A 24,498-nucleotide genomic window follows, 5' to 3' on the forward strand; every position below is an offset into this window, starting at 1 on the left:
TACGCATGAGCCGAAAGCACTGACTGGGTGAATGGATGTCAGATGCTATTATATCGCTCCAAGCCTTGTTATTGCAGGCTTTGGGCGTGAGTTCAGCTCGTTGAAGTCACGGATTCAGGAAGTATTTGAAAATTTCGAGCGTATATAAACCATTCACCGCCACCATTTTGATCACGGATAAAGGCCTTTGTGTGCTCAAACTCCAAATAAGGAGCGACATCGATACCTTTTCCTATTCTATGGACCGAGTCAGCCCTTCGTTCTTCAATAAAATCAATAAGTGCTACAAAGCCCTCCGATTGAGAAAGCTGAATTTCTTCGAAGGCTGGTAGTCTGGGATAAAACTGGTGAAGGGCAAAGGACCACTGGCAGCCAAAGAAAGCCGACTTGGAAAGAATAACGAAAATGTAGTAGGCACCCTGATTCTCGAGCGCAATGAGTTCTCCTGGTCGTAGGTGCTGCATGCTCGTCCTCCATGGCTAACGCTAGCCAGCATGCGCGGCTACGAAATGGAGGCGAAGCCGCAATGTAGTAGACGTCGCCGTGCCTGGCATGGTTATACAGACTTTGCCACCAACATTTTGGTAGCACCTTTTTGAAACCGGTAGCTAACAGGCTGCAACGACACATCGATACCATTTGCGGATAATGCCGTCATGACCTGATCCAAATGCTTCGATACCTCTCCATCCAGCGATACAACAGGAAAGACGCGAACCTCAGACGCAACTCTGCATAGCTCTCGCAGTGATTCCAAGTGAGCCGCCCCATTTACATGGTCACTGTAGAGAAAAAGATAATGGGAGCAGAGTGCCAAATCGAATTCAGAGTCAGGAAACGGCAGCGAAGGCAACGATGCTGATACATACCGCCCTTGCCGACAACCCGCATCAAAGTCGGACAGGAACCTCGACATGGCCTTCATCCGAACTTCGCCAAGCTGCTCGACGTTACTTAGTGATTCCCAGATATAGTTGTCTGCGCCCTGCCGCATTTTAGCCATTATTTCCGGGTACACGTCATCAATTCGGTGGCGTATTTCATCAGCCTTGAACTGGTATAGCGGATCACAAGACGTAACCTGGCACCCACGGTCTGTTGCCTCTACATTGAAGCTCGCCGGGCCATCACCACAACCAAGGATATGCTTGCTCAGGTCACCCTCGGATAATCCGAACATCGCCTGGTATTCTTCAAAAGACCGGCCCCATGGGACTACGCTGGTTAACTCCAAACCTGACTCTCCTTAGTCTGTATAACGCCAAGTTCAGCGGCCGCCTTGGAGTGCAACGGAAAGGCGGTCCGGTGGAGGCCCGTAGGGCCGGAACGAACTGGAACGATTGGTTATGCAGCCGACTCCTCGTAGATGACCTCAATTTCTCCGACGATATTGTCGTTGAAGTTTTCTAGGTCCTCTGCGGGAATCCACCACTCTGTGTGGTGCCTGCCACCAACTTGCTCAATACGGTATTTCTCGACGAACCCACGTCTTACCCTAAATCTGGTGACGTACCCTTTGCCGAACTGAGAGACATTCCATTTGTTGACCTCGATGGCATAGGCCTCGTTTGTCACCGGATAGAAGATGGGCTGTTCAGGAAGTCTTGGAGGCCACCTCTTGAACCCACTCTCCGCCACGAGATCCAGTTCTTTTTGACCGCAAGGGCGATACATTGTTATCAGTTCTTCTTCACTCAACTCTGGATATCTCCCTTGCATAACGCTGAGCACAGCGGCGACCTTGGAATGGCGACGAAGGAGCCATGGAAAGGGCGTCCGGCGGCCATCGGCCGCGTACTGCTGCGACTTGTTAGCTGGGGGCATCACTGAAGCCCGATCCCTGGCAACCAACATCGCAGCCTACACCGCTGCCCTTGCACCAAAATTCGCCGGTGCATTTTTGCTGAAACCACCGCCAATAATGCGGTGAATGAACCTGAACATCAGAGTAGCAGGTAAGCAAGGAACCAGCTCTCGGCGGACAGCCCCGCGCGGTTAACTCCAATTCCTAAACCACTACCGGTGGCCGATTGAGCTGCCAGCAAGACGCCAGATTTTCGGGCCTTGGCAGAGCTATAAACCATCCGGTTTTACTGCCAATTTCCGGCCAAGGCCAATGGCACCCAGCCACAAAAAAAGACCAAAGCACTACCAGCTAACGCCGCAAACACGCGCGGCTTTGTAGTGAAGGCAAAGCCGCAACGGAAAAGACGTCGCAGTGCTTTGCCTTGTTAACACTTATTTCTGCAGATAATCCAGCCATTGGTTCAATGAGATGAATTTTGTTGCAGCTTGCTTCAATTCATATGCGGCGTGGTCCCAGAACACTACGACGACTCTATAACCTTCAGCCTTCAAGTCCTCAATAACGGGTACGTAGTCTTTATCGCCTGCAACCAAGACTATTTCTGAGTCGTTTTTATCAACTTTTGTGTATGCGTCCTTGGTCATTGAGTGTGCAATGGCCACGTCTACCTTCTTTTCTTTCCCGGCGGCGTTGCGATCATAGGTCACAACTTCAAAGCCCTTTCGTTCAACCATGGCCCAGAAACTATCTGACGGCGGGGGCGATCCCCAGAGCTTTGCACAGCCAACCTGCCGCTCATCCTCGCCACACAAGTACTCGTAAAGCTTCCCATAGTCCAATTTATATTGGAAATTGAAGACTCTTCGATCTATCGCATCATTTAGATCTGCTGCCATTCCCACTTCAACGGCCGAGACTCTCTGCGCCTCTATAAAGACGTTTGAATTATCAACATAAGTATATGAAAGCATCTATGCTCCTTGGTTGTAGTGTTAACAGCTTATTAGTTTGCTTTCTTATTAAACCGCAACACCATCACCCAGTCCAATACTGCTTCACAACCTGAATAACCTCGATTTTTCAGATCATTACCCCTCCATCTCAGGGGGCTTTTGAGCTTTTGGTTCTGTGAAAAGTGTGCACGCGGGATATTTATGCACGTTTTTGCACGTTAAATCCAGTGGGTCGAATTTTTCCCATGCTGAAACAGATACCTACAGAGATGCATTGTGAAAAGCGAGCAGGGCCGTGCAAATTAAGCCGCAAGAATTTTGGCGTTTTTGGGTGTTTTTTATTATAACTGTACGTACATACAGCATTCAGCCACGGAGGGCGAGCGTGTCGAAATCACCGTTTCTACAATCGGTCCGCACAGAAATTAGGACAAAGCAGTACAGCTACCGAACCGAGAAGTCCTATCTTTACTGGGTTCGTCAGTTCATCATTTTCAATGACAAGAAGCACCCAAAAGTCATGGGTAATCACGAAATTGAGCGTTTCCTGAATCACCTCGCCGTCAATCGGGGAGTCAGTCCGGGCACTCAAAATCAGGCGCTATGCGCGATTATTTTTGTCTACAAGCATGTGCTGAAGCGGGAGATTGAAAACCTACAGTACAAGATGACGAAAACGCCTCGACGCATGCCAACCGTTCTGAGTCCCGATGAAGTTGCTTCTATTCTTCAAAACATGGATGCAGAGTATTGGCTCATCACTGCGCTTCTTTATGGATGCGGTTTGAGAATCAACGAAGCTCTTTCGCTTCGCGTGAAAGACATCGACCTAAAAAGCCGCAGTTTGCTCGTATTCAACGGTAAGGGACGAAAAGATCGATACACACTGATTCCAGGCAATCTAAGAGAAAACATGGAGCGACAATTCGCCCATGTCAGGGCTGTACATGAGTCCGATCTGGCCGATGGATTCGGGCTTACGTCAGTGCCGGCCTCACTTCACAAGAAGTATGGACCGGCCATGAAGGACTTTGGTTGGCAGTACCTGTTCCCATCCGTAACAAGATGCGTTCATCCCATCGCTGGTTATGTGTGCCGCCACCATCTTCATCATTCATCGTACTCGCGGCGATTGAGGCAGGCCGTTCTGGCCACGGAAATCACCAAGCGTGTGACGGCTCATACCTTTCGGCATGCCTTTGCGACAGAGTTATTGAGATCGGGGAGCGATATCAGGACGGTTCAGGAAATTCTTGGGCATAGCGACATTCGAACGACAGAAATCTACACGCATGTCATTGGCGATCGACGTGCTGGAACCGTCAGCCCTTTTGATCGTTTGCCAAGTTCTTGATGGGGCGTTGCTTACCCGTTTAAGGGGCGTAAAGCCTGGAATTGGGAGTGCGGCGAATGTTCGCTTTTGTTTAGGTGCTGGTCGCAAAGCGAACATTCTGGGGTCAGTTCACGAAACGGAAAAAATTGTACGCTAAGCCTTTGGCATCAATGATATCGACACCATTTTTTCCACAATTCATAAAGTTGCGCAGTAATTAGTCGACGACTGGCCCTTGCTAAATAATTTTCATTTCAGCATGAGTTGTGCTTTAAAAATTCAATTCTGCAACTACACTCATTGGGCGAACAGAGCGAGAAATCCGCCGTTAATTCCAATAGCGGGTACGCGAATGAATATCAGCTCTTAGGGGAATATTATGTTAAATTGTCTATTCACCGCTGAAGAACTAACCCCCCAATAACCCCTGCGCAAAATGCCCAGTAGCAAACGCCAGCCCCGCTGCGGCCGTACCCATGATCAAAGTCCGGAGTCCTGATCGCATTGCTGGTAAGCCATAGACGATACTTTTAAGCATTCCGATACCCAAGAAGACGACGCCTGCCAAACCAAGACTCGTCAGGAACTGAATCTGACTCTCCATACCCGGGATGGCATAAGGCAGTAAAGGTAAAGCACCAACCGACAAAAATGCGGCGAAGGTAGTCAACGCGGCTCGGCGTGGGCTGAGTCCGGCACCCGAGAGTCCGTACTCTTCTCGCAACATGGTTGCTACCCACACATCGGGATTACGACTGATAGCCTCCACTACTTGCTCCAGCAATTCGCCGTCGAATCCCTTCGCCTGAAACAGCTGGCGAATTTCCTCACGTTCACCTTCTGGCACAGCACGGATATGTTCACGTTCTGTGCGTTCAGCAAATTTGATCTGATTCAACTGCGCCTGGCCCGCTTCGTAATTACTTACCGCCATGCTGAAGCCGTCTGCAATCAGGTTTGCAAAGCCGAGTACCAACGCAACCTGTGGCGAGAAACCTGCGCCGAACGCACCCGATACAACCGCAAACGTTGTAACGCAGCCATCGATGCCGCCAAGCACAGCATCTGGTAGCGTCGAGGCCTTAACGGGACCAGCAAGCCGTGCACGAACGGCATTAGGCTGGTGCTCGCTGAGCAGTCTTTCATTTTCTGTGGATGGCATCTTTCAGCTTCCTGTTCAGGACGCGATTTGGTGCTTTGGGATTATAGGCTCAGTTCGACCTTGTCACTTTATCTGTCAATATACATCTTCAAGATAACGTCCCTGGCCTCTCAGAGTTTCAATATCGATGTGCAAGGGTTTGATAATGTCTTCTATAACCTGCCGCACAGCCGCCGCCATATCCCGGCCACCACAGACCAGTATCTGCGCACCGGTGTTAACCATCTGTCGCACGGCTAATTCATCCTGTTTGAGCTTATCCTGCACGTAGGCGCGCTCGTCTGTTCTTGAGAAGGCTGTGTTCAGCCCGCTCAGTCGATGATCCTCAAGATAGCGCCCAAGCTCAGGTTGGTAGAGAAAATCTGACCTGGCATCGCGACCGCCCCAGTACAGATACATAGGGTTGCAACTGGTATTGTTTCTGATGAAACCGGTTAACGGACCAATCCCGGCACCTGCACCGACAAGAATCACTGGTCGGTTACCGGTAGCTGGCCGAAAGCCTGGATTGGGGCGGATGAAGCCATCGATACAATCACCCGGCTTGAGGTCATGCAAATAACCGGAGCAAAGACCGCCGGCCTGCTTACGGACGCATATCTCAACAATTTCGTCATTTGCCGAGGACGCGAGCGAGTAGAACCGCGGGGGTTGACCGTGTGGGGGAATAACCCCCAAAAGGTCTCCCGCCTCGAACGGTGGCAGCGCTTTAAATCTTCTTGGAGAAGCCGTTAGCCATCCGCCCTGCTCCGCCGGTTTGAACCGGAAGATACTGGTGGGCGCCTGAACCGCAATCCCGTAATCCGCCCTTTCTACCAGTTCCAGTTTGACCGTTGCTGGCTGCAATGCACAGTAGTTCAAGAAAAGCGGAGTACCGATAACCTCACCAACCCGGTTTCCCCACTCACTGAATTGCGAGGCAGAACACCGATCAATCAGTTCAATGGCGTGCAAACGGCTGACGCCTTTACCGGCGAGCGCAGCATCCACCGACAAGGCAAACTGACAGAAGTTCGGAAACTGCCGGTCACCAAAACCCAGTACCGTGTATCGCAGGTTCTTCTCAGCCCGGAATTCTTTGAGCCTGGCCATAAACTGCCGGGCCGATGCGGGTGCATCACCATCACCGTATGTCGAAGTCAGCACGAACAGCCTGGAAGCCTGCGGATACTGCTTAGCCAGGGCATTCATCTCGCTGCAATGCACGCGGAAACCGGCCTTATTCAGGCTGCTATGGAGTTCCTGGGCAAATCCCCAGGTGGCATTACCTTCGGAGCCGACCAGAATAATTGTATCCGCCTGAGCGGCATCGGCGTTGTCAGGAAGCTGCCCTGAAGACCGGCGACGCTGCCACCAGATGGTTGCACCTGTTATCGAGAGAGCTGGCACAGTCAGTGCCGCAGCGCCAAGAATCAGGCCAAGCCACCATAGGCCTTCACCGGTGTGCAAACGTACAATCCAGTCCTGCAATACGCCGCTGTCAGAGCGCGGCTGGAACTGCAGCAACTCGCCCGTAGCCTGGTCCACGAATCCGGAGCCGCCGGCGGTTGACAGCGAATAGACGTCCTGCGGATCACCGGGATAGGGAAACACCAGTTCCCGGAGTTCGCCAAGATCGAAATTGCCTAGCGCTTTTAAGGTGCCCACAGGCGATGGTTGCCCGCCCGAGACCTCAGCCGGAAACCTTGGCCCGGTGTCAGGCGCTTCAGCCAGCAAACCAAAGCGCTGTGCGGACATATAGCTGCCGGTCAGCGCGGATAACAGTAGGCCGAGCACGGCAAACCGGGCCAATTCGGCATGGATTCGTTTCCCGCCAGAGCCGGAAAGCGGTCTTAATATATTCTTCCAACCCCCGGTACGCCGGGCTATCAAAAATATTCCCGAAAGACACAGAAGCACCGTCAAAACAGCCAATACGCCGGCCAGCGCTCTACCGGCATCATCCAGCATAAACGCACGATGCAGATCCTTGATCCAGCCAAAGAATGCGGAAGGTTCGTAGGGCGTGCCCTCACCTGTTACCGGATTCACCAGATCCGCACCGGCCTGGCCGTCACGGCTGTAATAGACAATGACCTTGCCAGAAGGCTCTCGCACGATCTGCTCAGTCCCGGGATAGTGAGCAACGACCCGGTCTGCCAGCTCGGCAATACTGACTTCACCGGAAGCCGGAATGACCGCTGACACTCTATCCAGCGTCGGAGCCAAAGCCAACACAGCTCCCGTGACCGAGAGAACGATCAGGAACACGCCTGCAAGCAAACCCGGTAAACTGTGGAACTTGCGCAACATAATAGCCGATGCTCCTGGTGAATTATTGAAGCTCGTAGGTCAGAGCGCGCACGTAACCACGTCCTGAAACCGGCTTTCCGGACCCTTCGGTGGTCAGGGGGGCTATCACATCGGCTCTGATATCGCGCATATCTTCAACAGCAGAGTCGACTCGAACCTCATAGCCGTTGTCGATCAGCGAATCATCGAGGTTCAGAGTCACTTTCAGCGTGCGGCCACTGGTAACACTGGCGCCAGTCAAGCCGTCATACTCTGCAGGATCAAGCCCACTGCCCCGGGCCCAGCCTCCCAGGTGTTTGTAGTATTTAGATTTCTTCCCGGAAACCCAAAGGGTACCCTGATACTCTCCGGCGGCATCGGTAAGATACAGCGCCAGATAGGCTCCATCGCCGCCGTAATTCTGTAGTTCCGTAGTGAAGGTCACGTCACGGGCCTGGGCGAATACCGGTAAAGCCAAGGCGGCGAAAAGGCTGCAAGTGAGAACAAACGTTTTCATAAATGGTCTCCAAAAACCTGATGAACGTTAAAGGAACAGGGCAAATTCGCTGAGTTACTCAACGGTAACCGTGGGACGCCCCTTGACGATGCCGTTGCGTGGCGCCTGACTTTTGGGATTGTCCTGTCCATTTTTCCTGTTGCCGCGGTCCCTCTCCTCATCGTCACTGTCTTCACGCTCCCATTTCATCATGGTCAATGAAGCGGGCGCGAAAGAGGCTTCTGCCCTGACCCCATCGGCATCGAGGCCCCGGACTTCATAACAACCGTCGTCAACCTTTATTCGGTGAACTGTCCAGCCTTCGGCTTCCAGCTTTTCACGCAGATTTTCACGGGGCTGCCAACTCGCCACCGGATCATCGCAGTCGTCATCGGCCACTGCGGTACCGCTCAGAAGTAACAAAGACAGGCTCAGAATAATGGGTTTGGTCTTCATGGTGTCTCTCCTGCTGGTTGTGTTAAATCCACTCTAAGGCGCTAACCTGACAACGACCTGAACAAACGAGGCCATTTCAGCGGAACTGAAAAGCTTCTTTATGGAAGCGAGTCAGGCGGAAGGGTGCTGCCCGCAAGCCGTTTCTAATGGCTTCCCCCAGCCCTGCCGGGCCGCAGAACCAGACCTCTGCGCCTGCTGCCGAGCGTCCGTTGGTAGACAACGTCTCGGCAGACAACCTCTGCCCCTTGCTGCTGTCATGAATCTCGAGGTGTATCCCGGGAAAGCCATCGCAAAGCGCCCGAAGTCGATCCACCATGGGATCCTGGCCGGCGTTGCGCGTGCAGTAATGCAGATCGGCTTCAGGCACGGTGGCGTCGGTGGCGCTGCTTAGAGCTTCGAGCCAGGCCAGAAACGGCGTGATCCCGATGCCACCGGCTATCCAGATCTGGTGGGATTTGCGGTTGCGGCGATCGAAGTTAAAACAGCCGTAAGGGCCTTCTATATTTACGGTTTGCCCCACGCTGATTTTTTGGCTCAGATTGCGGGTGAAGTCGCCGAGCGATTTAATGATGAACGTAACCGTGCCATTTTCCCTATCGGCACTGGCAATCGTGAACGGGTGCGCGCCCTCTAGTCGGTCGAAGGTCACAAAGGCGAATTGCCCCGCACGGTGACCGGGCCATGCCGGCCCCATGTGGCAGGTAACTTCGGTGACGTCCCGGTCTGGTGTTTTGATCGCGGTGACCATGCCGCGAACCTGGCGACGACGACCAACTCTGCCGGTCAGGGATAGCCCGCTGGCGATGCTGCCGCCAAAGAGCAAAATGGCCATCAGCACACCGATTGGCTGCTGCCACCATTGCAGCGGAGTAAGCCACGCCGCGTGGAAAGCGAGCAACAGATAAAGCACCGGCATGCCGCGATGCAAATAGCGCCAGTATTTGTAGGGGAACTTGCGCAACAAGGTGATCAGCAGCATGGCGAACAGCAGATAGATGGCGAACTCCCCTACCTCTTCCGCCGCATCGCGCATGGTGTCGATGAACCCGGAATAATCCTGATCGTGCAGCTTGCCGGCTTTTCCGAACACCGACTCTATTACATCGTCACCCATTTCAATCAGCCAATGGGCGGCGGCGAATACCACGGCCAGAATGCCCGCCCATTTGTGGGTGCGATAGATCTGATCCAACCCGCCCAGCGGTCTCTCCAACCAGGCTGGGCGCAGTGCCAACATCATGGCTAGTGACATCAGAGCAATGGATAACAGCCCACTGAGCAGCAGGCTCTGGTCATAGACTGCCCAGGGAGAACCGGCCCCAGGACCTGCAAAGAGGTTCCAGGCCCATAGGCCCAAAACCAACACAACGAAAGGAAAAATCATCCGCATCATCACATCTCCTGCGATCGGTACCTGGAATATTCCCCCGAAGGCTAGCGCCCAAACCTGACAGCCAGCTGAAGGTCGGTGAAGAGAGATCGAAGCGTTATTGACCATTCAGGCTGTTGTCAGGTTCGAGCTGTAGTATCTTGATTTCAGGGCTGGGTCAGAGGTGAACAATGCGGGTTCTTTTGGTGGAGGATACGGCGGGATTGGGCGAGGCGGTCCGGGATCAGATTGCGGACGACGGCCACGCCGTGGACTGGGTGCAAACTCTGCGCTTTGCTGAGGCGAGTATCAGGACCACAGCCTACGACCTGATTCTGCTGGACCTGATGCTGCCCGACGGCCATGGCTTCGGCTTTTTGCGAACGATCCGGGCTACCGGAATAACAACACCGGTGATCATTCTGACCGCCAGGGATCAGGTGTCTGACCGGATTGAAGGATTGAATGCCGGTGCTGACGACTACCTGGTCAAACCCTTTGATCTTTCGGAGTTGTCGGCCCGCGTGGCCGCGGTGGCTCGCCGATATCGCGGCAATCCAAGCCCGATCATACAAGTGGGCGAGCTGATGATTGATCTTGGCGATCACCGCATCAGTCGCAACGGCCTGCCGGTAGAACTTACGGCACGGGAGTGGGCATTGTTTGAGGGCTTTATCCAGCGACCCGGAATGCTGTTATCGCGATCGCAACTGGAGGATCGTCTATACGCTTTCGGGGCCGAAATCGAAAGTAACACCATCGAAGTTTATGTCAGCCGTCTGCGTAAAAAGCTGGGGCGGGACGCCATCGTAACCGTCAGGGGAATGGGCTATCGCCTGGAAACACATGGCCATTAGAACCAGTCTGCAAAAAACACTCGGTATCGGCCTGACGCTCGGCGTCACCCTCCTCTGGCTGCTGGGCGTGACCGCTTCGGGACTGGTGGCGCAGCACGAAATGAACGAGGTCTTCGACAGTGCCCTGGAAGAAACCGCCCAGCGAATACTGCCACTGGCGGTCACCGACATCCTGAACCGGGAGAACGGAGCGGGCAATCAAAAGGCCCCAGCCCTGAAAGACCATGACGAATATCTGACTTATCTGGTACGGGATGAACACGGAAATATTCTGCTCCAGTCCCACGATGCAGACCCTGGCGTGTTTAGTACAATCCCCGCGGAAGGGTTTTCAGACACTCTGACCCACCGGCTATATGGCGTATCTGCAGTCAGTAATACCATCTATCTTGAAGTGGCCGAACCCTTGGCGCACCGGCGTGAATCCGCCCTGGAGGCGGGTTTGGCCTTACTGATGCCTTTAATGGTTTTGATTCCGGTCAGCCTGGTGGGTGTCTGGTGGATTGTCCGGCTTTCCCTTCGCAAGGTGGTCGATTTTCAGCAAGACATTGAATCCCGCGGCGCGGGAGATCTGTCCCCTGTTGTAGAAAAGCACTTACCCCGTGAATTCGAACCAATCGCTATTGCCGTCAACCGACTGCTTGAGCGATTACACCGTGCACTTGAATCGGAACGGAGCTTTACCGCCAACAGTGCCCATGAACTGCGGACACCTCTCGCAACAGCACTCGCCAAAGTGCAGCGGCTGAAAACCAGAGTGCCCGATGATCATCTGAAGAACGATGTTGCGGAAATTGAAGAAGCGTTACGCAGTCTGTCTGTGCTGTCCGGAAAACTGCTCGAATTGGCAAAAGCAGAAGGCGGCGGTGCACTCTCACAAAGCCAGCAGGACCTTGCGCCCATCCTCGCGATGATAGCCCGGGATTTTGAGGACCATGCACCCGGGCGAATTGTTTTATCGCTGCCGGAGCGCGAAGCGAACTCCTTTCTTGATCCCGACGCCTTCGCCATCCTGGTGCGTAACCTGATCGAGAATGCGCTTAAGCATGGCTCCCGTAGCGAGCCGGTGGAGATCAACCTGAACGATAATGGCGTTCTAAGAATCTCCAATGGTGGTGAAAGGGTGCCACCTGAACAGCTCGCTCTTTTAAGAAACCGGTTTGCAAGGGCCAAAACAGAGGCAGCAGGTTCTGGCCTGGGCCTCGCGATTGCCGATGCGATTGCTAAAGGTGCCGGCATGACCTTGCATCTCAGATCGCCGGCAACAGGACGGCAGGATGGTTTTGAAGCGGAGCTGAATCTGGCATGTATCTGACACTCACCGACATTGTGCTGCTGACGAGCATCATTCAATCACTGGCTCTTGCTGTTTTTCTCCTACTTCCATCCAACATTGGGCTGATTTCTAACCGGCTCCTGGTTGCCACTCTTGTTTTCTTCGCCGCCGGGCTGGGAGAGATCTTCCTCTATGGCAGCGGGCTTGCGCTCCAGCACCCAAACTTCGCCTACCTCGGAACACTCATCGGACTTTTGCAAGCAGGCACGCTCTATCTATATGCGCAATCGCTGATGTATCAGAATTTCCAGTTGCGCGGGAAACATCTCGTGCACACGTTGCTATTCTGGGTTGTCGGTGCAATTTTCCTGGTTGAATATTATTTGCAGCCGAGCGAGACCAAAGTTCAGATTCTGCTTGAACGGGACCACCCGGGCGTACTTACCTCTCCCATTCTTGCAGTCGCTATTCACGCGGTCTTTCTGGGCTACCTGTGCACGACGATTCGTGCGATCAACCGTTTCGGCCTTGGTATTCGACAGATTTTCTCGAGTATTGAAAACAAACAACTTGCCTGGTTACGTGCGCTCCTGATCGGCTATGCAGTGGCCTGGACCGTCAGCATGTTGTACTGCCTTACGGCGCATGTGTTCAAAAGCGCGCCCGGAACCGAGTGGGTGGCCGGCGCTGGCGCTGTAACGGGCTTCATTTTCATCAATTTTCTGATGATAAATTCTCTTCGCCAACCCGTTGTTTTCTCTGGATTGGCAGCAGACCAGGCCGCCTTGCTGGAAGAAGAGCCCGCACCGCAGTTTGATCACGCATTAAAGGTCAGGCTCGAACAGTTAGTGCACCAGGAAAAGCCTCACTTGCACCCCAACCTCACTCTGGAACAACTTTCACGGAAATTGGACGCCCCTTCAAGAGAGGTTTCACGAGCCATTAACCAGGGCTTTGGCTGCAATTTCTTTGAGTTCGTCAGTCGCTATCGCATCGACGAAGCGAAATCGCGACTGGCCGATGCAGCCAATCAGAAAAATATTCTGCAGATTATGTATGAATCTGGTTTCAACTCGAAGTCCGTATTCAATACTGCTTTCAAGAAAGAGACAGGATTTACCCCCAGTGAATATCGCCGACGAGCCCTGCAGGGCGATATTCGCCCCGAGCCTCAATCCTGAACCTGGCAATCAGACGTTCGAGTACGCTCCCACCCGATACTAAAACCTCTAACTAACTGAATCGTTTATTTTTATTTCTAAACCATGGAATCGGTTCGGTTTCGTACTTGCGAACGATTCTTTGGCCTGCCTTCCGTACTCTGGTTGCCAAGCGTCACCAAACCCGGTGCTCGTGAAGCTCAACGCAATATGAGGAGGTTATGTATGAAAACCAAATTAAGCAAAACCGCTGTTCCTGCAGTGGCCGCAGCAATCTTAAGCCTGATATTTGCCGGTAGCGCCCAAGCTCATTGTGATGCTCTGGACGGTCCGGTGATTACCGAAGCCCGTGCGGCGCTGGAGTCAGGCAATGTTAAACCCTTGCTCAAATGGGTGCCGGCAAAGGATGAGGCAGAAATCAAAAGGGTATTCGCCGATGTGCGACAAGTCCGCGGGCAAAGCGAAACTGCGAAACACATTGCCGATCAGCATTTGTTCTCGACGCTCGTTGAGGTTCATCGTGCCTCCGAAGGCGCACCCTTTACGGGCATCAAGCCTTCGGGACAGATTGATCCGGGTTTAATGGCGGCGGATGCAGCGTTGGAAAACGGGCAAATTGATCCCCTCGTGGCAAATATAACCCGCAAGATCGAGGATGGCATTCGTGAGCGTTATCATGAGGCTCAGCGTGCAAAGGCCATGGTTGATCAAAGCGTTGATATGGGGCGTGCCTTTGTCGCTGACTACGTCAATTACATTCACTATATAGAGGGCGTGCATGGCGCTGCTGGAGGGCAGGGGCACTAATTCCTATCTTCACGCAGACGCAAAGCAGGCTGACGGCCTGCTTTGCCGTTGTATTCATTTCCAGTTTCGCCTTCGGCTGAATTGGTACCATCATTCTATTAAGGCGCATCAAAAAACATAAATGAAGCCAACACCAATCTCCGCTTCATAATCATTCCGGGATATCGGGCAGCCATATTACTAACTGAGGGGCGTGCTGTGTTTTATCTAATTTCGGTATTTCCGCAATTAGAGAAAAAAATTCCAAGCGCCAGGTATGGAAGGCGTATCAGCGCGTTAAATCAAATCGAGGTGCGGCCGGTGTAGATGGCCAGACGATTCAGGACTTTGATCGAGACTTGAGTAAGAACCTCTATCTAATTTGGAATCGGATGTCCTCCGGCAGCTATTTCCCACCGTCCGTCAAAGCAGTTCCAATTCCGAAGAAAAGTGGAGGAGAAAGATTGCTCGGGGTACCCACGGTTAGCGATCGTATAGCGTAAACTGTGGTTACTATGACGCTGGAACCTATCCTGGAACCTGTCTTTCATGTGGACTCGTACGGGTATCGGTGCGGGAAATCCGCGCATGATGCGCTTGTGATCACGCGAAAGCGGTGCTGGGAAAGGGACTGGGTGCTGGAGTATGACATCCGTGGCTTGTTTGATCATATTGATCATGAGCTATTGCTCAAGGCTCTTGACCACCATTGCTCTGAATCCTGGGTGCTGCTGTATGTGAGGCGCTGGCTAACGGCACCGATGCAGACGAAAGATGGTAAGCAGGAACGACGGAACGTTGGCACACCACAAGGTGGCCCGTTATCGCCAGTTCTGGCAAACCTGTTTCTGCATTATGCATTGGATCGTTGGCTGACCGTTCGTCATCCGGATATCCCATTCTGCCGATATGCAGATGACGGAATACTGCGTTGTCGAAGTGAGCGTGAGGCTCAGTATCTGCATTCCCAGCTAGATATGCGTGAGGTGGACCCAATAGCTATTCACAGAGATGCCCAACAAACGAGTATACTGGCCTGTGTTTGTCCAGGCTGCTCGGATAAATCACCATCAGCTCCTTGCTAAGGCCAGGCTCACTCACGGGAATAGCCACCAGACTTCCATTTTGGACCTCCTCCCGTACAGAACTTTCAAGCACCAACGATGCGCCAAGTCCGACCTTAACCGCTTGCTTGACGGCTTCGGTGCTACCCAGCTGCATAGATACCGTCGGAAATGGCCCATGCTCACCGAAGTAGGTCGCCAAAAGCCGGCCAGTGCCGGTGCCGGGTTCGCCGCCGATCAGAGCCATGTTAGACAGCGTATCGCGGTCGATATCGGTTCGACGGGCTAACGGGTGACCAGGCGGAACGATTAGAACAACGGGCTCGTTACGCCACGCCTGAGCATGGAATCCGGGTAGATCATGCCACCACTCCATAATCGCCACGTCCAGCTCACCGTCCGATAAATGCCGTGCAATAGTCGGATTGGAATCTATTACCACATCCACCTCGGGCCCTACGCCCAGCTCCTTGTAACGACGGATGTAGGGCTGGAGCATATAAATCCCAATATTGGAGCTCGCCCCAACGCGAAGTCGAGCCTCCATAATGGAAGATCTCGCCTGCTCCTCCAGCCGGAGCAGACTTCGGGCAAAAGGCAACAAGGTTAAGGCAGCCCGGGTTGGCTCACAGCCAGAGCGCCCCCTGTGGACCAATAAAACGCCAAGTTGGTTTTCGAGTTTTTGAAGGTGCTGGGACAGTGTGGGTTGTGCGATGTCCAACTGGCGGGCTGCGGCCTGAAACCCGTTGTGGTCCAGCACCGCCACGAAACTCTTCAGCCAGACAAGATTCAGCATGGGCCGCTCTCGCGGCCACTGGGATCATTGATCGCATCACCCGGCCGCTCACCCCGAAGCACTTGCAGAATGTTCCGAGCAGCGCGTTGCTCGATAGCCAGACGCACCTGGCTGACTGCCGATCCGATGTGAGCAGTAAACAGCGTGTTGGGGTGGGCCCTGAGCCCCTGGGCGATCTCCCTCGGACGATCTTCTCTCGCCCAATCTTCCATCTCAAACACATCAGCGGCGTACCCCCCCAACTGACCGGATTGAAGCGCTTGCAGAACACTACCCTCATCCACCACAGATCCACGGCAGGGATTGATAAGGAATGCGCCCGGTTTCATTCCTGTTAGCGTTTCGCGATTAATGGTGTGGAGGGTTTGCTCATTGAGCGCCAGTGCCAGGATCACAATATCTGACTGGGCCAGCAGCATCTTGAGGGGAGTATGGGACAAACCCAGTGCCTGCTCATGCTGCACGGGTAAACGTTCCGGCTGGGAATAGATTAAATCCGCTCCCCATCCGTTCAGGCGCTGCGCCACCGCTTGGCCGATGGCCCCCATACCCACAATACCAATCCGTGAGCCTTCGATCCCCTGCCCATAGAAGCGTGGTGTCCAGCCAGTAAATTCACCGGATCGAACGAAGTGGTCCGCCGCCTTGACTTGTCGGGTGAGACTGATCGTCAGCCCGACCGTTAGCTCTGCAGTAGGCACGGTTAGCAAATCCGGTACAAATGTCAGCCAAACCCCATGACGCGTGCAGGCATCCACATCAAAGTTGTCATAGCCTTTCAGGGCTGCACCAATCACCTTCAAGCGCGGACACCCCTGTAGGAACTCCACTCCAACTCGGTCTGGCATGAACGCCATCATCGCATCAGCGTCTGCAACGCGCGCAGCCACTTCCTCCTGGGGCAACGTGGCGCCGGATTGGTTGGTGACCAGCTCGCAATCTTGGGCAAGTTCATCCAGAACACTGTCATGGATCTTATGGGTTATCACAACCTTGGGTTTCATCGACGTTCCTTATTTGAATTTCTTACGAAGGCGGCCACTGAGACTGTCCACGACGGTGACCATCAACAAGATGACAATGAGAATGGCGCTGACTTCCTGATACTGCATGATTCTCAGCGAGCCCATCAATTCGAAGCCAATACCACCGGCACCCACCATGCCCATTACGGTCGAGGCACGGAAATTGTATTCCCAGCGATAAATGGACACGTCCGCGAATTGAGGAAGTGCTTGTGGCAGCACGGCGTGATAGAGCACCTGCAAGCGAGTAGCGCCGGCAGCATCGGCCGCTTCCACTGGCGCCTCATCTACATGCTCAATCGCTTCGGCAAAAAACTTTCCAACCATGCCAATGGAGTGAAGACCGAGCGCCAGTACGCCAGGCAACGCCCCAAAACCAACAGCAGCCACGAAGATGATGCCCATGATCAGTTCCGGGACTGAACGCAAACCGTTTAAAAGGGTTCGAGTTACTTGGAACACCACCGGATGTGGAGAGGTGTTGCGCGCAGCCAGGAATGCCAGTGGCACAGACAAGGTTACTGCAATGGCAGTACCGGCAATGCTCATCGCAAGCGTGTCGATTAACGGCGACACCCAGCTGGCCACATTGGTGAAGTCAGGTGGAAGAGATTCGCCAATGAGTGTGCCTATGGCTGGCACGCCATTGGCAAGTGTATTGAAATTGAGCAGCCCTACGTACCAACTTGCGACAAAAATGATGAGCAGCACTAACAGCGACTGTCCGAGTTTTTTCCGCCAGCCTTTCGCGTGCTCATCCAGCACGGAGGCCGACGGGGCCGGCGACAGAGTCGCCGGTTCCGTCGTTGTATAGTTCATGGGGCACTCCTCACATTTTTGCGAAATCAAGATTGAGCAGGCCACCCATAGCGCGGATGACATCGTAATCTTCGTCGGTAATTGCCGCGAATCCCTCAGCCTTCAGGTTGTCGAGAATCTCCGGGTCATCGATCTGCAGAAAGGCTTTCTGAATGTTGCTCTTCAGCTCAGGGGCCAGGTTCGAACGCATGGCCCAGGGGTATTGAGGAAAGTCACCGCTGTAGCCCAGCACTTTGACCTTGCTCCGATCAATCAAACCGCGGTCCATCACATGCTCGAAGATAACTTCGGACAACCCTCCGGCGTCGGCATTGCCATTGGCGACGTTAACCGCAACAGCGTCATGGCTACCGACGAAATGAGCCTCATAGTCCTTTCCGGCTTCGAGCTCTGCCTTCTCAAGGAGTACGGTCTTGGGGATCAGGTGGCTGGAAGTGGATGCGCGGTCACCGTAGGCCATTTTCTTGCCTTTGATATCCGCGAAGGAGCCAACGCCAGAGTCCGCATTGGCAATAATGATGGAGCGATAAGTCGGCTTCCCGTCTACCACCATGGCGGCAAAGGGTTCAATGTCACTCTTACTCTTGGCCATCACATAGGACAACGGACCAAAGTAAGCCAGGTCAATTCGGCCAAAACGCATGGCTTCGATCATGGAGGAGTAATCGGTGGTAACAATCAGTTCTACTTCCTTACCAAGAGTGGTTTCCAGGTAATCCTTCAAAGGTTGGTTTCGCTTGATCAGTTCTGACGCGTTCTCATCCGGCAGCAAGGCAACTTTCAAAAGATCAGGGTCTGTATCTGCGGCATGGGCTGACCAATGGATGCCGAGCATCATTATCAGAGCCAGCAAAGAGTGAATCATTGTCTTCATTGTGCTATCTCCAGTACGTCTGTCGTTATCGGGGTGGTCTTAGGTTTATGGATGGCTGGTTTGCCTTCCGCAGCTACCACGCTGGGTGAACGGTGGTAAATCTCGTCCAGGTGTTTCGATTTCAGGTTTTCAGGAGCATCGTCAAAAACGATATGAGCGTTCGAAAGGCCGATGATCCGGTCTGCAAAACGCTGGGCGTATTCCAATTGGTGCAAGGAAATAACCGCGGTGATTCCATCTTCCTGACAAATATCGCGCAGTAGGCCGAGTACCTTTTCAGAAGTGGCCGGATCCAGGCTGGCAACGGGCTCATCGGCAAGAATCATGGATGGTTGCTGCACCAATGCTCTGGCGATTCCAACCCGCTGCTGCTGGCCGCCGGACAACTGATCTACTCGGGAAAGCGCTTTGTCAGCCAGACCTACGCGGTCGAGGCATTGCAGAGCCAACTCCAGGTCCTGCCGGGGCAGGGGAAGCAGGCTTCGCCAAGTACCGTGATACGCAAGTCTGCCTGTCAGCACATTCTGTAACGCGGTGTATCGTTCGATCAGCTGGTGATGCTGGAACACCATGGCGGTGCGGCTGCGGTGCTGTCGCAGGATTCTACGGTTGGTCAGTTCACCAAACTCGCCAGACACAACCTTCCCGGTTGTGGGCTTAACCAGGTGATTCAGTGAACGAAGCAGAGTGGATTTACCCGCGCCTGAAAGTCCCAGTAGCACGGTGAATTCGCCCTTGTGAAAGTGAACGTTGGTGGGTTTGAGCGCGAGGACGTTTCCCGGGTAGGTTACGCCCATACTCTCGACTCGAAGCATCACATTGGTTGATTGAGTTGGCGCCACAGGATCACCTTTTGCAATAAATAAGCTCGCCGTATTGCGAGTTACAATTGAACGGTAAAGCTGAGAGATGACACTGTCGTGTCACTGACGTGACAGGTTGATGAAGTGCTTTTGGTTCGCAAGGATTTTCCGAAGGGCTCTGTGAAATACATGGAGCTCAGCCAAAGTGGAACGAGCCACCCAGGAGCTTAAGCAACAAAAATTGCGTTCCACCGTCAGTCGGCGAATCTCACGGTACAGTTCGTCCGTGCTGAGTTCATCGAATTGCTTACCGACTATACTCTTGCCTTCGAGGAGGTCGGACGCGCTCTCCAATAGGTCGCGCTTCCAGGTGCTGACTATGGTGGGGTGGATCTGGAAACGGGCAGCAATTCAAGGTGTGGCCTTAAGGGTGGGCAAGGACAGCCTTGCACTTACTAATTCGAAATAAAGTAAGCGAACATTACCCGGAGATATAAGCCAAATCCGGATGGCCAAAAAACGATTTCAATAGTCGTGGCAATTTTTGCAAACGTCGAACTGCGTCGCCGCGTGCAGGTTGGTTTGAATAAGGGCGAGGCTAAGAACGCGCTGGCTCGTGCCGTCTTCCTGAACCGGCTCGGTGAACTCCGCGATCGCAGTTACGAGAATCAACGCTACCGTGCAAGCGGACTCAATCTCGTCGTCAGCGCTATTATCCTTTGGAATACGGTTTATATGGAGCGGGCGGTTCAAGCACTGCGCGAAGACGGCCGGGATATCGACGAGACGCTTCTGCGGCATCTTTCTCCCTTGGGCTGGGAGCACATCAACCTGACCGGCGACTATATCTGGCAGCAGGACAAACAGGTCGAACAAGGAAAGTACCGATCGTTACGAACACTGCAGAGGTCTTAGCGTACGATTTTTTCCGTTTCGTGAGCTGACCCCATTCTGTCCCCCATCCCTTCAACCACGCGTAATCCTTCGTCGAGCCTTTGAATGTCTGCGAGATGACACTCCGTCGTATTCGCCCGATTAGCCAAACGCCACTGTTGCCAGTCCTCCTCCGCGCCAAAATAAGACGTTCAGCTAGTCATCGGAAAGTCCACTCCCTTTCCGACCGGGCGAGTGTGTTTTGGGAATAGAAAAGTGCTAAGATCTTCGGAACTGACAGAGTAATTGCATGTCAGAGCTCATGTCCTCAAAGCTTGGTGCTAAAGATCAGGATGTCCGCAAAGAACCGCCCAATCATCTCCCTATTGCTATCACTGCTTCTTGTGATCAGCGCGCCGGCGTTTGCTTTGTCAAAAGTAGCAGGCGGCCAGGCGGAGCCAGCGATGGCGGATTGCGGCACCATGATGATGGACCAGACTGAAGACACCGCTTACTCCTCAGACACAGAACCGGATTGTGTTTCCGCCCCGGAAATGGCCTGTCCAAGCGCCACTGGGCCGGTCAAATGCGGCGTCAACGTAAGCTTTGCCCTACTACCGGGGCATTCTATCGGTTTTACCGACACCGGTTCCCAAACGGTGTTGATCGGCCGAGCGGCCCTTTACCAGAATCCGTTCCTGGCCTCTATTACACCCCCTCCAGAACATCACTCCTGAGTTTTAACCCGGGTTTTTGCCCATCGCGGCAAGCTCTTTGAAGTTAATTCTTGCAACAAAGTCTCGTACTTCCGTTCATCCGTAACGAGGCTTTAACTGGAGTGAATCAAATGCGTAATTCAAATCTCAAGCTCACCGTAACCGCCGCCGTTCTGGCCGGCAGCGTCGCCCTTTTCTCTGCCCTTGCCCATGGCGAAGGCGCCGGCATGATGGCTGGTCATTCCGAACACAGCCGCATGATGTCCTCGCACGGTATGGAGGGTATGGGCGGCATGATGGGGATGATGAACATGATGTCAGATATGTCCCCGGAAGACCGTAAAGCCATGACCGAGGCTTGCATGAAGATGATGCAGGCTCATAGCGACGATGGCATGCCTGGTGGCATGAAAGACAAAGACACCGGCGCCAAATAACCATTTGGGCACCCTCATGAACTGAAGCTCTGGGCCGGGGATGCATGTGCACCCCCGAGCCCTGCACTGCCCATAAGCGATTACAAACGAGGATTTCCCATGAAGACCAAGAAACTCGCCCTGTATACGGGTATAGCCGCTATCGTTATCGGCGCTGGCGCCACCACATTGGCCCTCCAGGCCGACGAATCCGCCCAGCCGTCGGCTTCTCTAACCGAGAGTGAAGAGGCAGGCCAAACCATCACCATCTACAAGAGCCCCAATTGCGGTTGCTGCCAGTCCTGGGCCGAGCACCTCGCGACCAATGGCTTTGACACCCGAATCGTTGAAACCGACAACCTTAATGAAATTAAACAGCAGCATGGCGTGCCACGCGATATGGCGTCCTGCCACACCGCACTGGTTGATGATCTGGTGATTGAGGGGCATGTGCCGGCCAATGACATCCTGGCCTACCTTGAGGATCCGCAATTCAACACGGCCGGCTTGTCTGTACCCGGAATGCCCCATGGCACCCCTGGCATGGAAACCGGCCGGAAGGACGATTACCAGGTCATTGCCTTTAACGCCAATGGCCAGCAACAGGTTTTCCGTGAGCACAAGGATTACTGAGGTCAGCCCTATGAGAGCAATGGTTTCCCGCCTGAATTCAGCAGTCTCCAGACTTTTTCTGTTCGCGTTCGTGGCTGTCATGCCGACCCTGGTTCAAGCCCAGTCTGTGAATGAGGGCCAAGCAGTGAGAGCGCTGACGACGGACTCATCTGGCGCTTTGCTGGTGCTTCGGCAGAGCGGTCTGTTTGCCCTGGATAGCCAGAACACTACCGAGATCCCCCTGCCACCGTCCGATTCCGGCGCCCAGCCCCGGTCCATGGCAAAGGGCGGAGACGAAAGCCTGTACCTGGCAGGGCCTGGCCTTGGCATCTGGCGCTATGACGAGGCCAGCAAGCGTTGGCAATCCCTCAATGACACCCTGCCGGACCTGGGTGTCACGGCGATTGCCGCCCACGCCACCCAACCGGATACGCTCTACGCCTATCTCGGTGACGGCGGCATGTTCCGATCCAGGGACGACGGTGCCGAATGGGTGAAGGTAGACAATGGCCCTCGGGAGCCGGTGCAGGCCTTCCTGCACTCCGATATGCCAGGCAGCATGGAAAGTGGCTGGCTGTTCGCCGGCACCACCCGCGGTGTGGCCCGATCCATGGACTGTTTCTGCTTCTGGGGCGATGCCGGCGAATTGCGAGGAACTGTTTCCGCCATTGATTACGGTCCTTGGGCCCCGGAAAACGTCTACGCCGTGATCGAGGGGGAACTTCACCGCAGTTCTGACGGTGGCGAAACCTGGGCTGGCCTTGAGATACCCCAAGCGGTGACCGCTCTGACGTTCTCGCCCACGGAAAGACTCGTGGTCGGCACTGAAAACGGAGAGTTGCTTTCGCAGAACGCCTCTGGCGAATGGGTTCCTGTTTATGAATAAGTGGTCTTTCCCGCTGGTCTTGCTCGTTGCCCCGGCCCTTGTGATGGCGGGGGGCGCGCCAACAGACAGTGGCAGCGTGCCGGCCGGAGTAACCGAGGGCCGCCAGATTTATGAGCAATACTGCGCCGCTTGCCACGGATGGCAGGGTGAAGGTGCGGCCGACTGGAACAAACCGGATGAGAAAGGCGAAATGCCGCCACCGCCTCACGATGAGACAGGCCACACCTGGCGCCACAGTGATGCCATGCTGTTCAGGATGATTGCCGAGGGATGGCGGCATCCCTTCAACAAAACAGACCGCCTGACCATGCCAGCATTTGAGGACACCCTCACCGACCAGGAAATTCAGTCGGTGATCAACTACCTGAAAACACTCTGGACCGAGGACCAGCGCCGCTATCAACCTAACGAAAGTCAGGAATAACGAACAACCCTCCCTCAAGTCTTTGGTAACTGGAAAATGGCATTGAAACAGCTTTTTAAGAAGTGGTCATGGTTATTCGGCCTCATCGGTTTCAGCATTGTGGTCACAGCAATCTTCGTGCTGCCACAGTACCTGAAGCCTGATCTGGATGCCGGTGTTACCTTTTACGCCACCGAGGGATGCGCACCTTTCAAAGGTCAGTGTATCGGGCGAAAGGGCGATCAAACCATCACAGTCGGCTTAGGTAATGAAGCCATCGAATCGATGACAGAGATTCCCATCCGTGTGTATCTCGGCAACGTGACAGCCGACTCCCTGATCGTGGATTTCGAAGGGCTTGAAATGTACATGGGCGTGGTCCGCACCCAGCTGTTACCGCATACCCAGGGTGTTTACCAGGGAACCATTACCCTGCCGGAATGCGGTACCGGCAAAATGCTATGGCGCGCACGGGCCATCATCGACAACGGCACGTCCAAGGAAGGCATCAAATTTGATTTCTGGGCGGTTTAACGAACTAACAAAACTTAGGGGGCTGAATGCCTGATCTTGCAACCTGGCGAATTGCCGCCGCGTTTGCCGGAGGTCTCGTGTCGTTTTTCTCACCCTGTACTTTACCCTTGGTTCCCGGCTACCTGTCGGTTGTTACCGGAGGCGCTCTGACTGAGGCTTCAAATCGGTTGAAGGCGTTCTGGCTGAGTCTTTGTTTCGTGATGGGGTTCAGTCTCGTATTCGTTGCCCTGGGAGCAAGCGCCAGTGTTCTTGGGCAATGGCTGATGGCTTATCGTGAAGAGGCCAACCTGGTGGCTGGCGTGCTCATCGTGTTAATGGGCCTGTTTATGTTGGGTTGGTGGAGCATGCCGGCGTTACAGCGGGACTGGCGCATTGGGCAGTCTCTTGAAGGCGGGCGCCCCACTGCCGCCTTCCTCCTGGGCATCGCGTTTGCCATCGGCTGGACACCCTGTATAGGCCCCATACTCGGGGCCATATTGGCGCTCAGCTCCACCCATGCCAATGCTGAGGCTGGCATGCTGTATCTGGCGGCGTATTCGTTCGGGTTAGCTCTCCCTTTTCTCGGAACTGCCCTGTTTATTGAACACTTTCGGCAACGAGTACGCTGGCTCAGTCGCTGGAGTAGACTACTGAGAGCGCTTGCTGGCTTGGTGCTCGTTGTAATGGGAGTAATGGTGCTCACCGGTCGGATGACACTCTTTGCGTCGTGGATGTTGTCGACGTTTCCGGTTCTCGGAAGGCTTGGTTGAGC

General features: G+C 53.9%; 27 protein-coding genes and 1 pseudogene. 14 read left to right on the forward strand and 14 right to left on the reverse strand.

Annotated features, from left to right (window positions below):
• Positions 1-92 precede the first annotated feature (92 nt).
• From QPL98_RS17010 to QPL98_RS17025, 4 genes are all read right to left on the reverse strand, one after another.
• Positions 93-464: a hypothetical protein gene (locus QPL98_RS17010; protein WP_303293663.1), complete on the reverse strand. Its 372-nt coding sequence runs from the start codon at positions 462-464 to the stop codon at positions 93-95.
• A 92-nt stretch (positions 465-556) separates the two neighbouring features.
• Positions 557-1,234, reverse strand: a complete 678-nt coding sequence (locus QPL98_RS17015) for a class I SAM-dependent methyltransferase (RefSeq protein WP_303293664.1) — start codon at positions 1,232-1,234, stop codon at positions 557-559.
• Between the two features lie 110 nt (positions 1,235-1,344).
• Positions 1,345-1,698, reverse strand: a complete 354-nt coding sequence (locus QPL98_RS17020) for a hypothetical protein (RefSeq protein WP_219194549.1) — start codon at positions 1,696-1,698, stop codon at positions 1,345-1,347.
• A gap of 540 nt (positions 1,699-2,238) precedes the next feature.
• Positions 2,239-2,778, reverse strand: coding sequence for an NYN domain-containing protein (locus QPL98_RS17025; RefSeq protein ID WP_303293665.1), 540 nt, complete (start codon positions 2,776-2,778; stop codon positions 2,239-2,241).
• Between the two features lie 367 nt (positions 2,779-3,145).
• Here QPL98_RS17025 and QPL98_RS17030 point away from each other — a divergent pair, with 367 nt between their 5' ends.
• Positions 3,146-4,114, forward strand: a complete 969-nt coding sequence (locus QPL98_RS17030; protein WP_199453024.1) for an integron integrase — start codon at positions 3,146-3,148, stop codon at positions 4,112-4,114.
• Positions 4,115-4,502: 388 nt separating this feature from the next.
• Here QPL98_RS17030 and QPL98_RS17035 read toward each other — a convergent pair whose 3' ends face one another.
• From QPL98_RS17035 to QPL98_RS17055, 5 genes are all read right to left on the reverse strand, one after another.
• The gene (locus tag QPL98_RS17035) at positions 4,503-5,255 is read right to left on the reverse strand and encodes a VIT1/CCC1 transporter family protein (protein ID WP_011784790.1); all 753 of its coding nucleotides are present in this window, start codon (positions 5,253-5,255) and stop codon (positions 4,503-4,505) included.
• Positions 5,256-5,330: 75 nt separating this feature from the next.
• On the reverse strand, positions 5,331-7,547 hold the full coding sequence (locus QPL98_RS17040; RefSeq protein ID WP_199453022.1) for a PepSY domain-containing protein: 2,217 nt from the start codon (positions 7,545-7,547) through the stop codon (positions 5,331-5,333).
• A 22-nt stretch (positions 7,548-7,569) separates the two neighbouring features.
• Complete coding sequence (locus QPL98_RS17045) at positions 7,570-8,043, reverse strand: DUF2271 domain-containing protein (RefSeq protein WP_011784788.1); 474 nt, start codon at positions 8,041-8,043, stop codon at positions 7,570-7,572.
• Between the two features lie 54 nt (positions 8,044-8,097).
• Positions 8,098-8,478 (reverse strand): PepSY domain-containing protein, encoded by a 381-nt coding sequence (locus QPL98_RS17050; RefSeq protein ID WP_011784787.1) that lies wholly within the window; start codon positions 8,476-8,478, stop codon positions 8,098-8,100.
• Between the two features lie 76 nt (positions 8,479-8,554).
• Entirely contained in the window at positions 8,555-9,871 is a 1,317-nt protein-coding gene (locus tag QPL98_RS17055) for a ferric reductase-like transmembrane domain-containing protein (RefSeq protein WP_011784786.1), read from the reverse strand.
• Positions 9,872-10,038: 167 nt separating this feature from the next.
• Here QPL98_RS17055 and QPL98_RS17060 point away from each other — a divergent pair, with 167 nt between their 5' ends.
• The 5 genes from QPL98_RS17060 to QPL98_RS17080 all read left to right on the forward strand — a co-directional run bounded on the left by QPL98_RS17060 (position 10,039) and on the right by QPL98_RS17080 (position 15,011).
• Positions 10,039-10,704, forward strand: a complete 666-nt coding sequence (locus tag QPL98_RS17060; RefSeq protein ID WP_011784785.1) for a response regulator transcription factor — start codon at positions 10,039-10,041, stop codon at positions 10,702-10,704.
• The gene (locus tag QPL98_RS17065; RefSeq protein ID WP_136632017.1) at positions 10,694-12,019 is read left to right on the forward strand and encodes an ATP-binding protein; all 1,326 of its coding nucleotides are present in this window, start codon (positions 10,694-10,696) and stop codon (positions 12,017-12,019) included. Before QPL98_RS17060 ends, QPL98_RS17065 begins: the two co-directional genes overlap by 11 nt.
• Positions 12,010-13,161, forward strand: coding sequence for an AraC family transcriptional regulator (locus QPL98_RS17070; protein WP_136632018.1), 1,152 nt, complete (start codon positions 12,010-12,012; stop codon positions 13,159-13,161). The genes QPL98_RS17065 and QPL98_RS17070 overlap by 10 nt, the downstream gene beginning before the upstream one ends.
• A 204-nt stretch (positions 13,162-13,365) precedes the next feature.
• Positions 13,366-13,947, forward strand: a complete 582-nt coding sequence (locus QPL98_RS17075) for a DUF6448 family protein (protein ID WP_136632019.1) — start codon at positions 13,366-13,368, stop codon at positions 13,945-13,947.
• A 494-nt stretch (positions 13,948-14,441) separates the two neighbouring features.
• Positions 14,442-15,011, forward strand: a complete 570-nt coding sequence (locus tag QPL98_RS17080) for a reverse transcriptase domain-containing protein (protein WP_081432065.1) — start codon at positions 14,442-14,444, stop codon at positions 15,009-15,011.
• On the opposite strand, the gene QPL98_RS17085 is transcribed toward QPL98_RS17080, so the two are convergent.
• From QPL98_RS17085 to phnC, 5 genes are read right to left on the reverse strand one after another with little or no spacing between them, the layout of a single operon-like run.
• The gene (locus QPL98_RS17085; protein ID WP_011783503.1) at positions 14,926-15,786 is read right to left on the reverse strand and encodes a LysR family transcriptional regulator; all 861 of its coding nucleotides are present in this window, start codon (positions 15,784-15,786) and stop codon (positions 14,926-14,928) included. The two genes, QPL98_RS17080 and QPL98_RS17085, sit on opposite strands and share 86 nt — an antisense overlap.
• Positions 15,780-16,790 (reverse strand): phosphonate dehydrogenase, encoded by a 1,011-nt coding sequence (locus QPL98_RS17090; RefSeq protein ID WP_011783502.1) that lies wholly within the window; start codon positions 16,788-16,790, stop codon positions 15,780-15,782. The genes QPL98_RS17085 and QPL98_RS17090 overlap by 7 nt, the downstream gene beginning before the upstream one ends.
• A gap of 9 nt (positions 16,791-16,799) precedes the next feature.
• Positions 16,800-17,630, reverse strand: coding sequence for a phosphonate ABC transporter, permease protein PhnE (gene phnE, locus QPL98_RS17095; RefSeq protein ID WP_011784781.1), 831 nt, complete (start codon positions 17,628-17,630; stop codon positions 16,800-16,802).
• A 10-nt stretch (positions 17,631-17,640) separates the two neighbouring features.
• The gene (gene phnD, locus QPL98_RS17100) at positions 17,641-18,504 is read right to left on the reverse strand and encodes a phosphate/phosphite/phosphonate ABC transporter substrate-binding protein (RefSeq protein ID WP_011784780.1); all 864 of its coding nucleotides are present in this window, start codon (positions 18,502-18,504) and stop codon (positions 17,641-17,643) included.
• Positions 18,501-19,319: a phosphonate ABC transporter ATP-binding protein gene (gene phnC / locus QPL98_RS17105; protein ID WP_020833797.1), complete on the reverse strand. Its 819-nt coding sequence runs from the start codon at positions 19,317-19,319 to the stop codon at positions 18,501-18,503. The genes phnD and phnC overlap by 4 nt, the downstream gene beginning before the upstream one ends.
• A 537-nt stretch (positions 19,320-19,856) precedes the next feature.
• On the opposite strand from phnC, the pseudogene QPL98_RS17110 reads away from it, so the two are divergent.
• The 8 genes and pseudogenes from QPL98_RS17110 to QPL98_RS17145 form a co-directional block, all read left to right on the forward strand.
• Positions 19,857-20,222: pseudogene (locus tag QPL98_RS17110) on the forward strand (Tn3 family transposase); the annotation flags it as partial.
• 386 nt (positions 20,223-20,608) lie between these two features.
• Positions 20,609-20,917: a hypothetical protein gene (locus QPL98_RS17115; RefSeq protein WP_223268882.1), complete on the forward strand. Its 309-nt coding sequence runs from the start codon at positions 20,609-20,611 to the stop codon at positions 20,915-20,917.
• Positions 20,918-21,027: 110 nt separating this feature from the next.
• Positions 21,028-21,333, forward strand: a complete 306-nt coding sequence (locus tag QPL98_RS17120) for a hypothetical protein (protein WP_011784777.1) — start codon at positions 21,028-21,030, stop codon at positions 21,331-21,333.
• Between the two features lie 99 nt (positions 21,334-21,432).
• Complete coding sequence (locus QPL98_RS17125; protein WP_011786663.1) at positions 21,433-21,945, forward strand: DUF411 domain-containing protein; 513 nt, start codon at positions 21,433-21,435, stop codon at positions 21,943-21,945.
• A 10-nt stretch (positions 21,946-21,955) separates the two neighbouring features.
• A complete protein-coding gene (locus QPL98_RS17130) occupies positions 21,956-22,810 on the forward strand; it encodes a hypothetical protein (RefSeq protein WP_199453014.1) in 855 nt (284 codons plus the stop codon).
• Positions 22,803-23,234 carry a cytochrome c gene (locus QPL98_RS17135; protein ID WP_011784774.1) on the forward strand — a complete coding sequence of 144 codons (432 nt, stop codon included), beginning with the start codon at positions 22,803-22,805 and terminating at the stop codon, positions 23,232-23,234. Before QPL98_RS17130 ends, QPL98_RS17135 begins: the two co-directional genes overlap by 8 nt.
• A gap of 36 nt (positions 23,235-23,270) precedes the next feature.
• Positions 23,271-23,747 (forward strand): hypothetical protein, encoded by a 477-nt coding sequence (locus QPL98_RS17140; RefSeq protein ID WP_011784773.1) that lies wholly within the window; start codon positions 23,271-23,273, stop codon positions 23,745-23,747.
• Positions 23,748-23,773: 26 nt separating this feature from the next.
• The gene (locus tag QPL98_RS17145) at positions 23,774-24,496 is read left to right on the forward strand and encodes a cytochrome c biogenesis CcdA family protein (RefSeq protein ID WP_303293666.1); all 723 of its coding nucleotides are present in this window, start codon (positions 23,774-23,776) and stop codon (positions 24,494-24,496) included.
• Positions 24,497-24,498: the final 2 nt, after the last annotated feature.

Source organism: Marinobacter sp. ST-43 (assembly GCF_030541085.1).
In the GTDB taxonomy this organism is placed as follows: domain Bacteria; phylum Pseudomonadota; class Gammaproteobacteria; order Pseudomonadales; family Oleiphilaceae; genus Marinobacter; species Marinobacter nauticus.

Coding starts and splice junctions, on each gene's coding strand:
- QPL98_RS17080 (WP_081432065.1), top strand. CDS start 14,442: ATGACGCTGGAACCTATCCTGGAACCTGTCTTTCATGTGGACTCGTAC.
- QPL98_RS17065 (WP_136632017.1), top strand. CDS start 10,694: ATGGCCATTAGAACCAGTCTGCAAAAAACACTCGGTATCGGCCTGACG.
- QPL98_RS17040 (WP_199453022.1), bottom strand. CDS start 7,547: ATGTTGCGCAAGTTCCACAGTTTACCGGGTTTGCTTGCAGGCGTGTTC.
- QPL98_RS17035 (WP_011784790.1), bottom strand. CDS start 5,255: ATGCCATCCACAGAAAATGAAAGACTGCTCAGCGAGCACCAGCCTAAT.
- phnC (WP_020833797.1), bottom strand. CDS start 19,319: ATGCTTCGAGTCGAGAGTATGGGCGTAACCTACCCGGGAAACGTCCTC.
- QPL98_RS17045 (WP_011784788.1), bottom strand. CDS start 8,043: ATGAAAACGTTTGTTCTCACTTGCAGCCTTTTCGCCGCCTTGGCTTTA.
- QPL98_RS17130 (WP_199453014.1), top strand. CDS start 21,956: ATGAGAGCAATGGTTTCCCGCCTGAATTCAGCAGTCTCCAGACTTTTT.
- QPL98_RS17145 (WP_303293666.1), top strand. CDS start 23,774: ATGCCTGATCTTGCAACCTGGCGAATTGCCGCCGCGTTTGCCGGAGGT.
- QPL98_RS17055 (WP_011784786.1), bottom strand. CDS start 9,871: ATGATGCGGATGATTTTTCCTTTCGTTGTGTTGGTTTTGGGCCTATGG.
- QPL98_RS17120 (WP_011784777.1), top strand. CDS start 21,028: ATGCGTAATTCAAATCTCAAGCTCACCGTAACCGCCGCCGTTCTGGCC.
- phnE (WP_011784781.1), bottom strand. CDS start 17,630: ATGAACTATACAACGACGGAACCGGCGACTCTGTCGCCGGCCCCGTCG.
- QPL98_RS17010 (WP_303293663.1), bottom strand. CDS start 464: ATGCAGCACCTACGACCAGGAGAACTCATTGCGCTCGAGAATCAGGGT.
- QPL98_RS17075 (WP_136632019.1), top strand. CDS start 13,366: ATGAAAACCAAATTAAGCAAAACCGCTGTTCCTGCAGTGGCCGCAGCA.
- QPL98_RS17135 (WP_011784774.1), top strand. CDS start 22,803: ATGAATAAGTGGTCTTTCCCGCTGGTCTTGCTCGTTGCCCCGGCCCTT.
- QPL98_RS17125 (WP_011786663.1), top strand. CDS start 21,433: ATGAAGACCAAGAAACTCGCCCTGTATACGGGTATAGCCGCTATCGTT.
- QPL98_RS17050 (WP_011784787.1), bottom strand. CDS start 8,478: ATGAAGACCAAACCCATTATTCTGAGCCTGTCTTTGTTACTTCTGAGC.
- QPL98_RS17085 (WP_011783503.1), bottom strand. CDS start 15,786: ATGCTGAATCTTGTCTGGCTGAAGAGTTTCGTGGCGGTGCTGGACCAC.
- QPL98_RS17140 (WP_011784773.1), top strand. CDS start 23,271: ATGGCATTGAAACAGCTTTTTAAGAAGTGGTCATGGTTATTCGGCCTC.
- QPL98_RS17025 (WP_303293665.1), bottom strand. CDS start 2,778: ATGCTTTCATATACTTATGTTGATAATTCAAACGTCTTTATAGAGGCG.
- QPL98_RS17070 (WP_136632018.1), top strand. CDS start 12,010: ATGTATCTGACACTCACCGACATTGTGCTGCTGACGAGCATCATTCAA.
- QPL98_RS17060 (WP_011784785.1), top strand. CDS start 10,039: ATGCGGGTTCTTTTGGTGGAGGATACGGCGGGATTGGGCGAGGCGGTC.
- QPL98_RS17090 (WP_011783502.1), bottom strand. CDS start 16,790: ATGAAACCCAAGGTTGTGATAACCCATAAGATCCATGACAGTGTTCTG.
- phnD (WP_011784780.1), bottom strand. CDS start 18,504: ATGAAGACAATGATTCACTCTTTGCTGGCTCTGATAATGATGCTCGGC.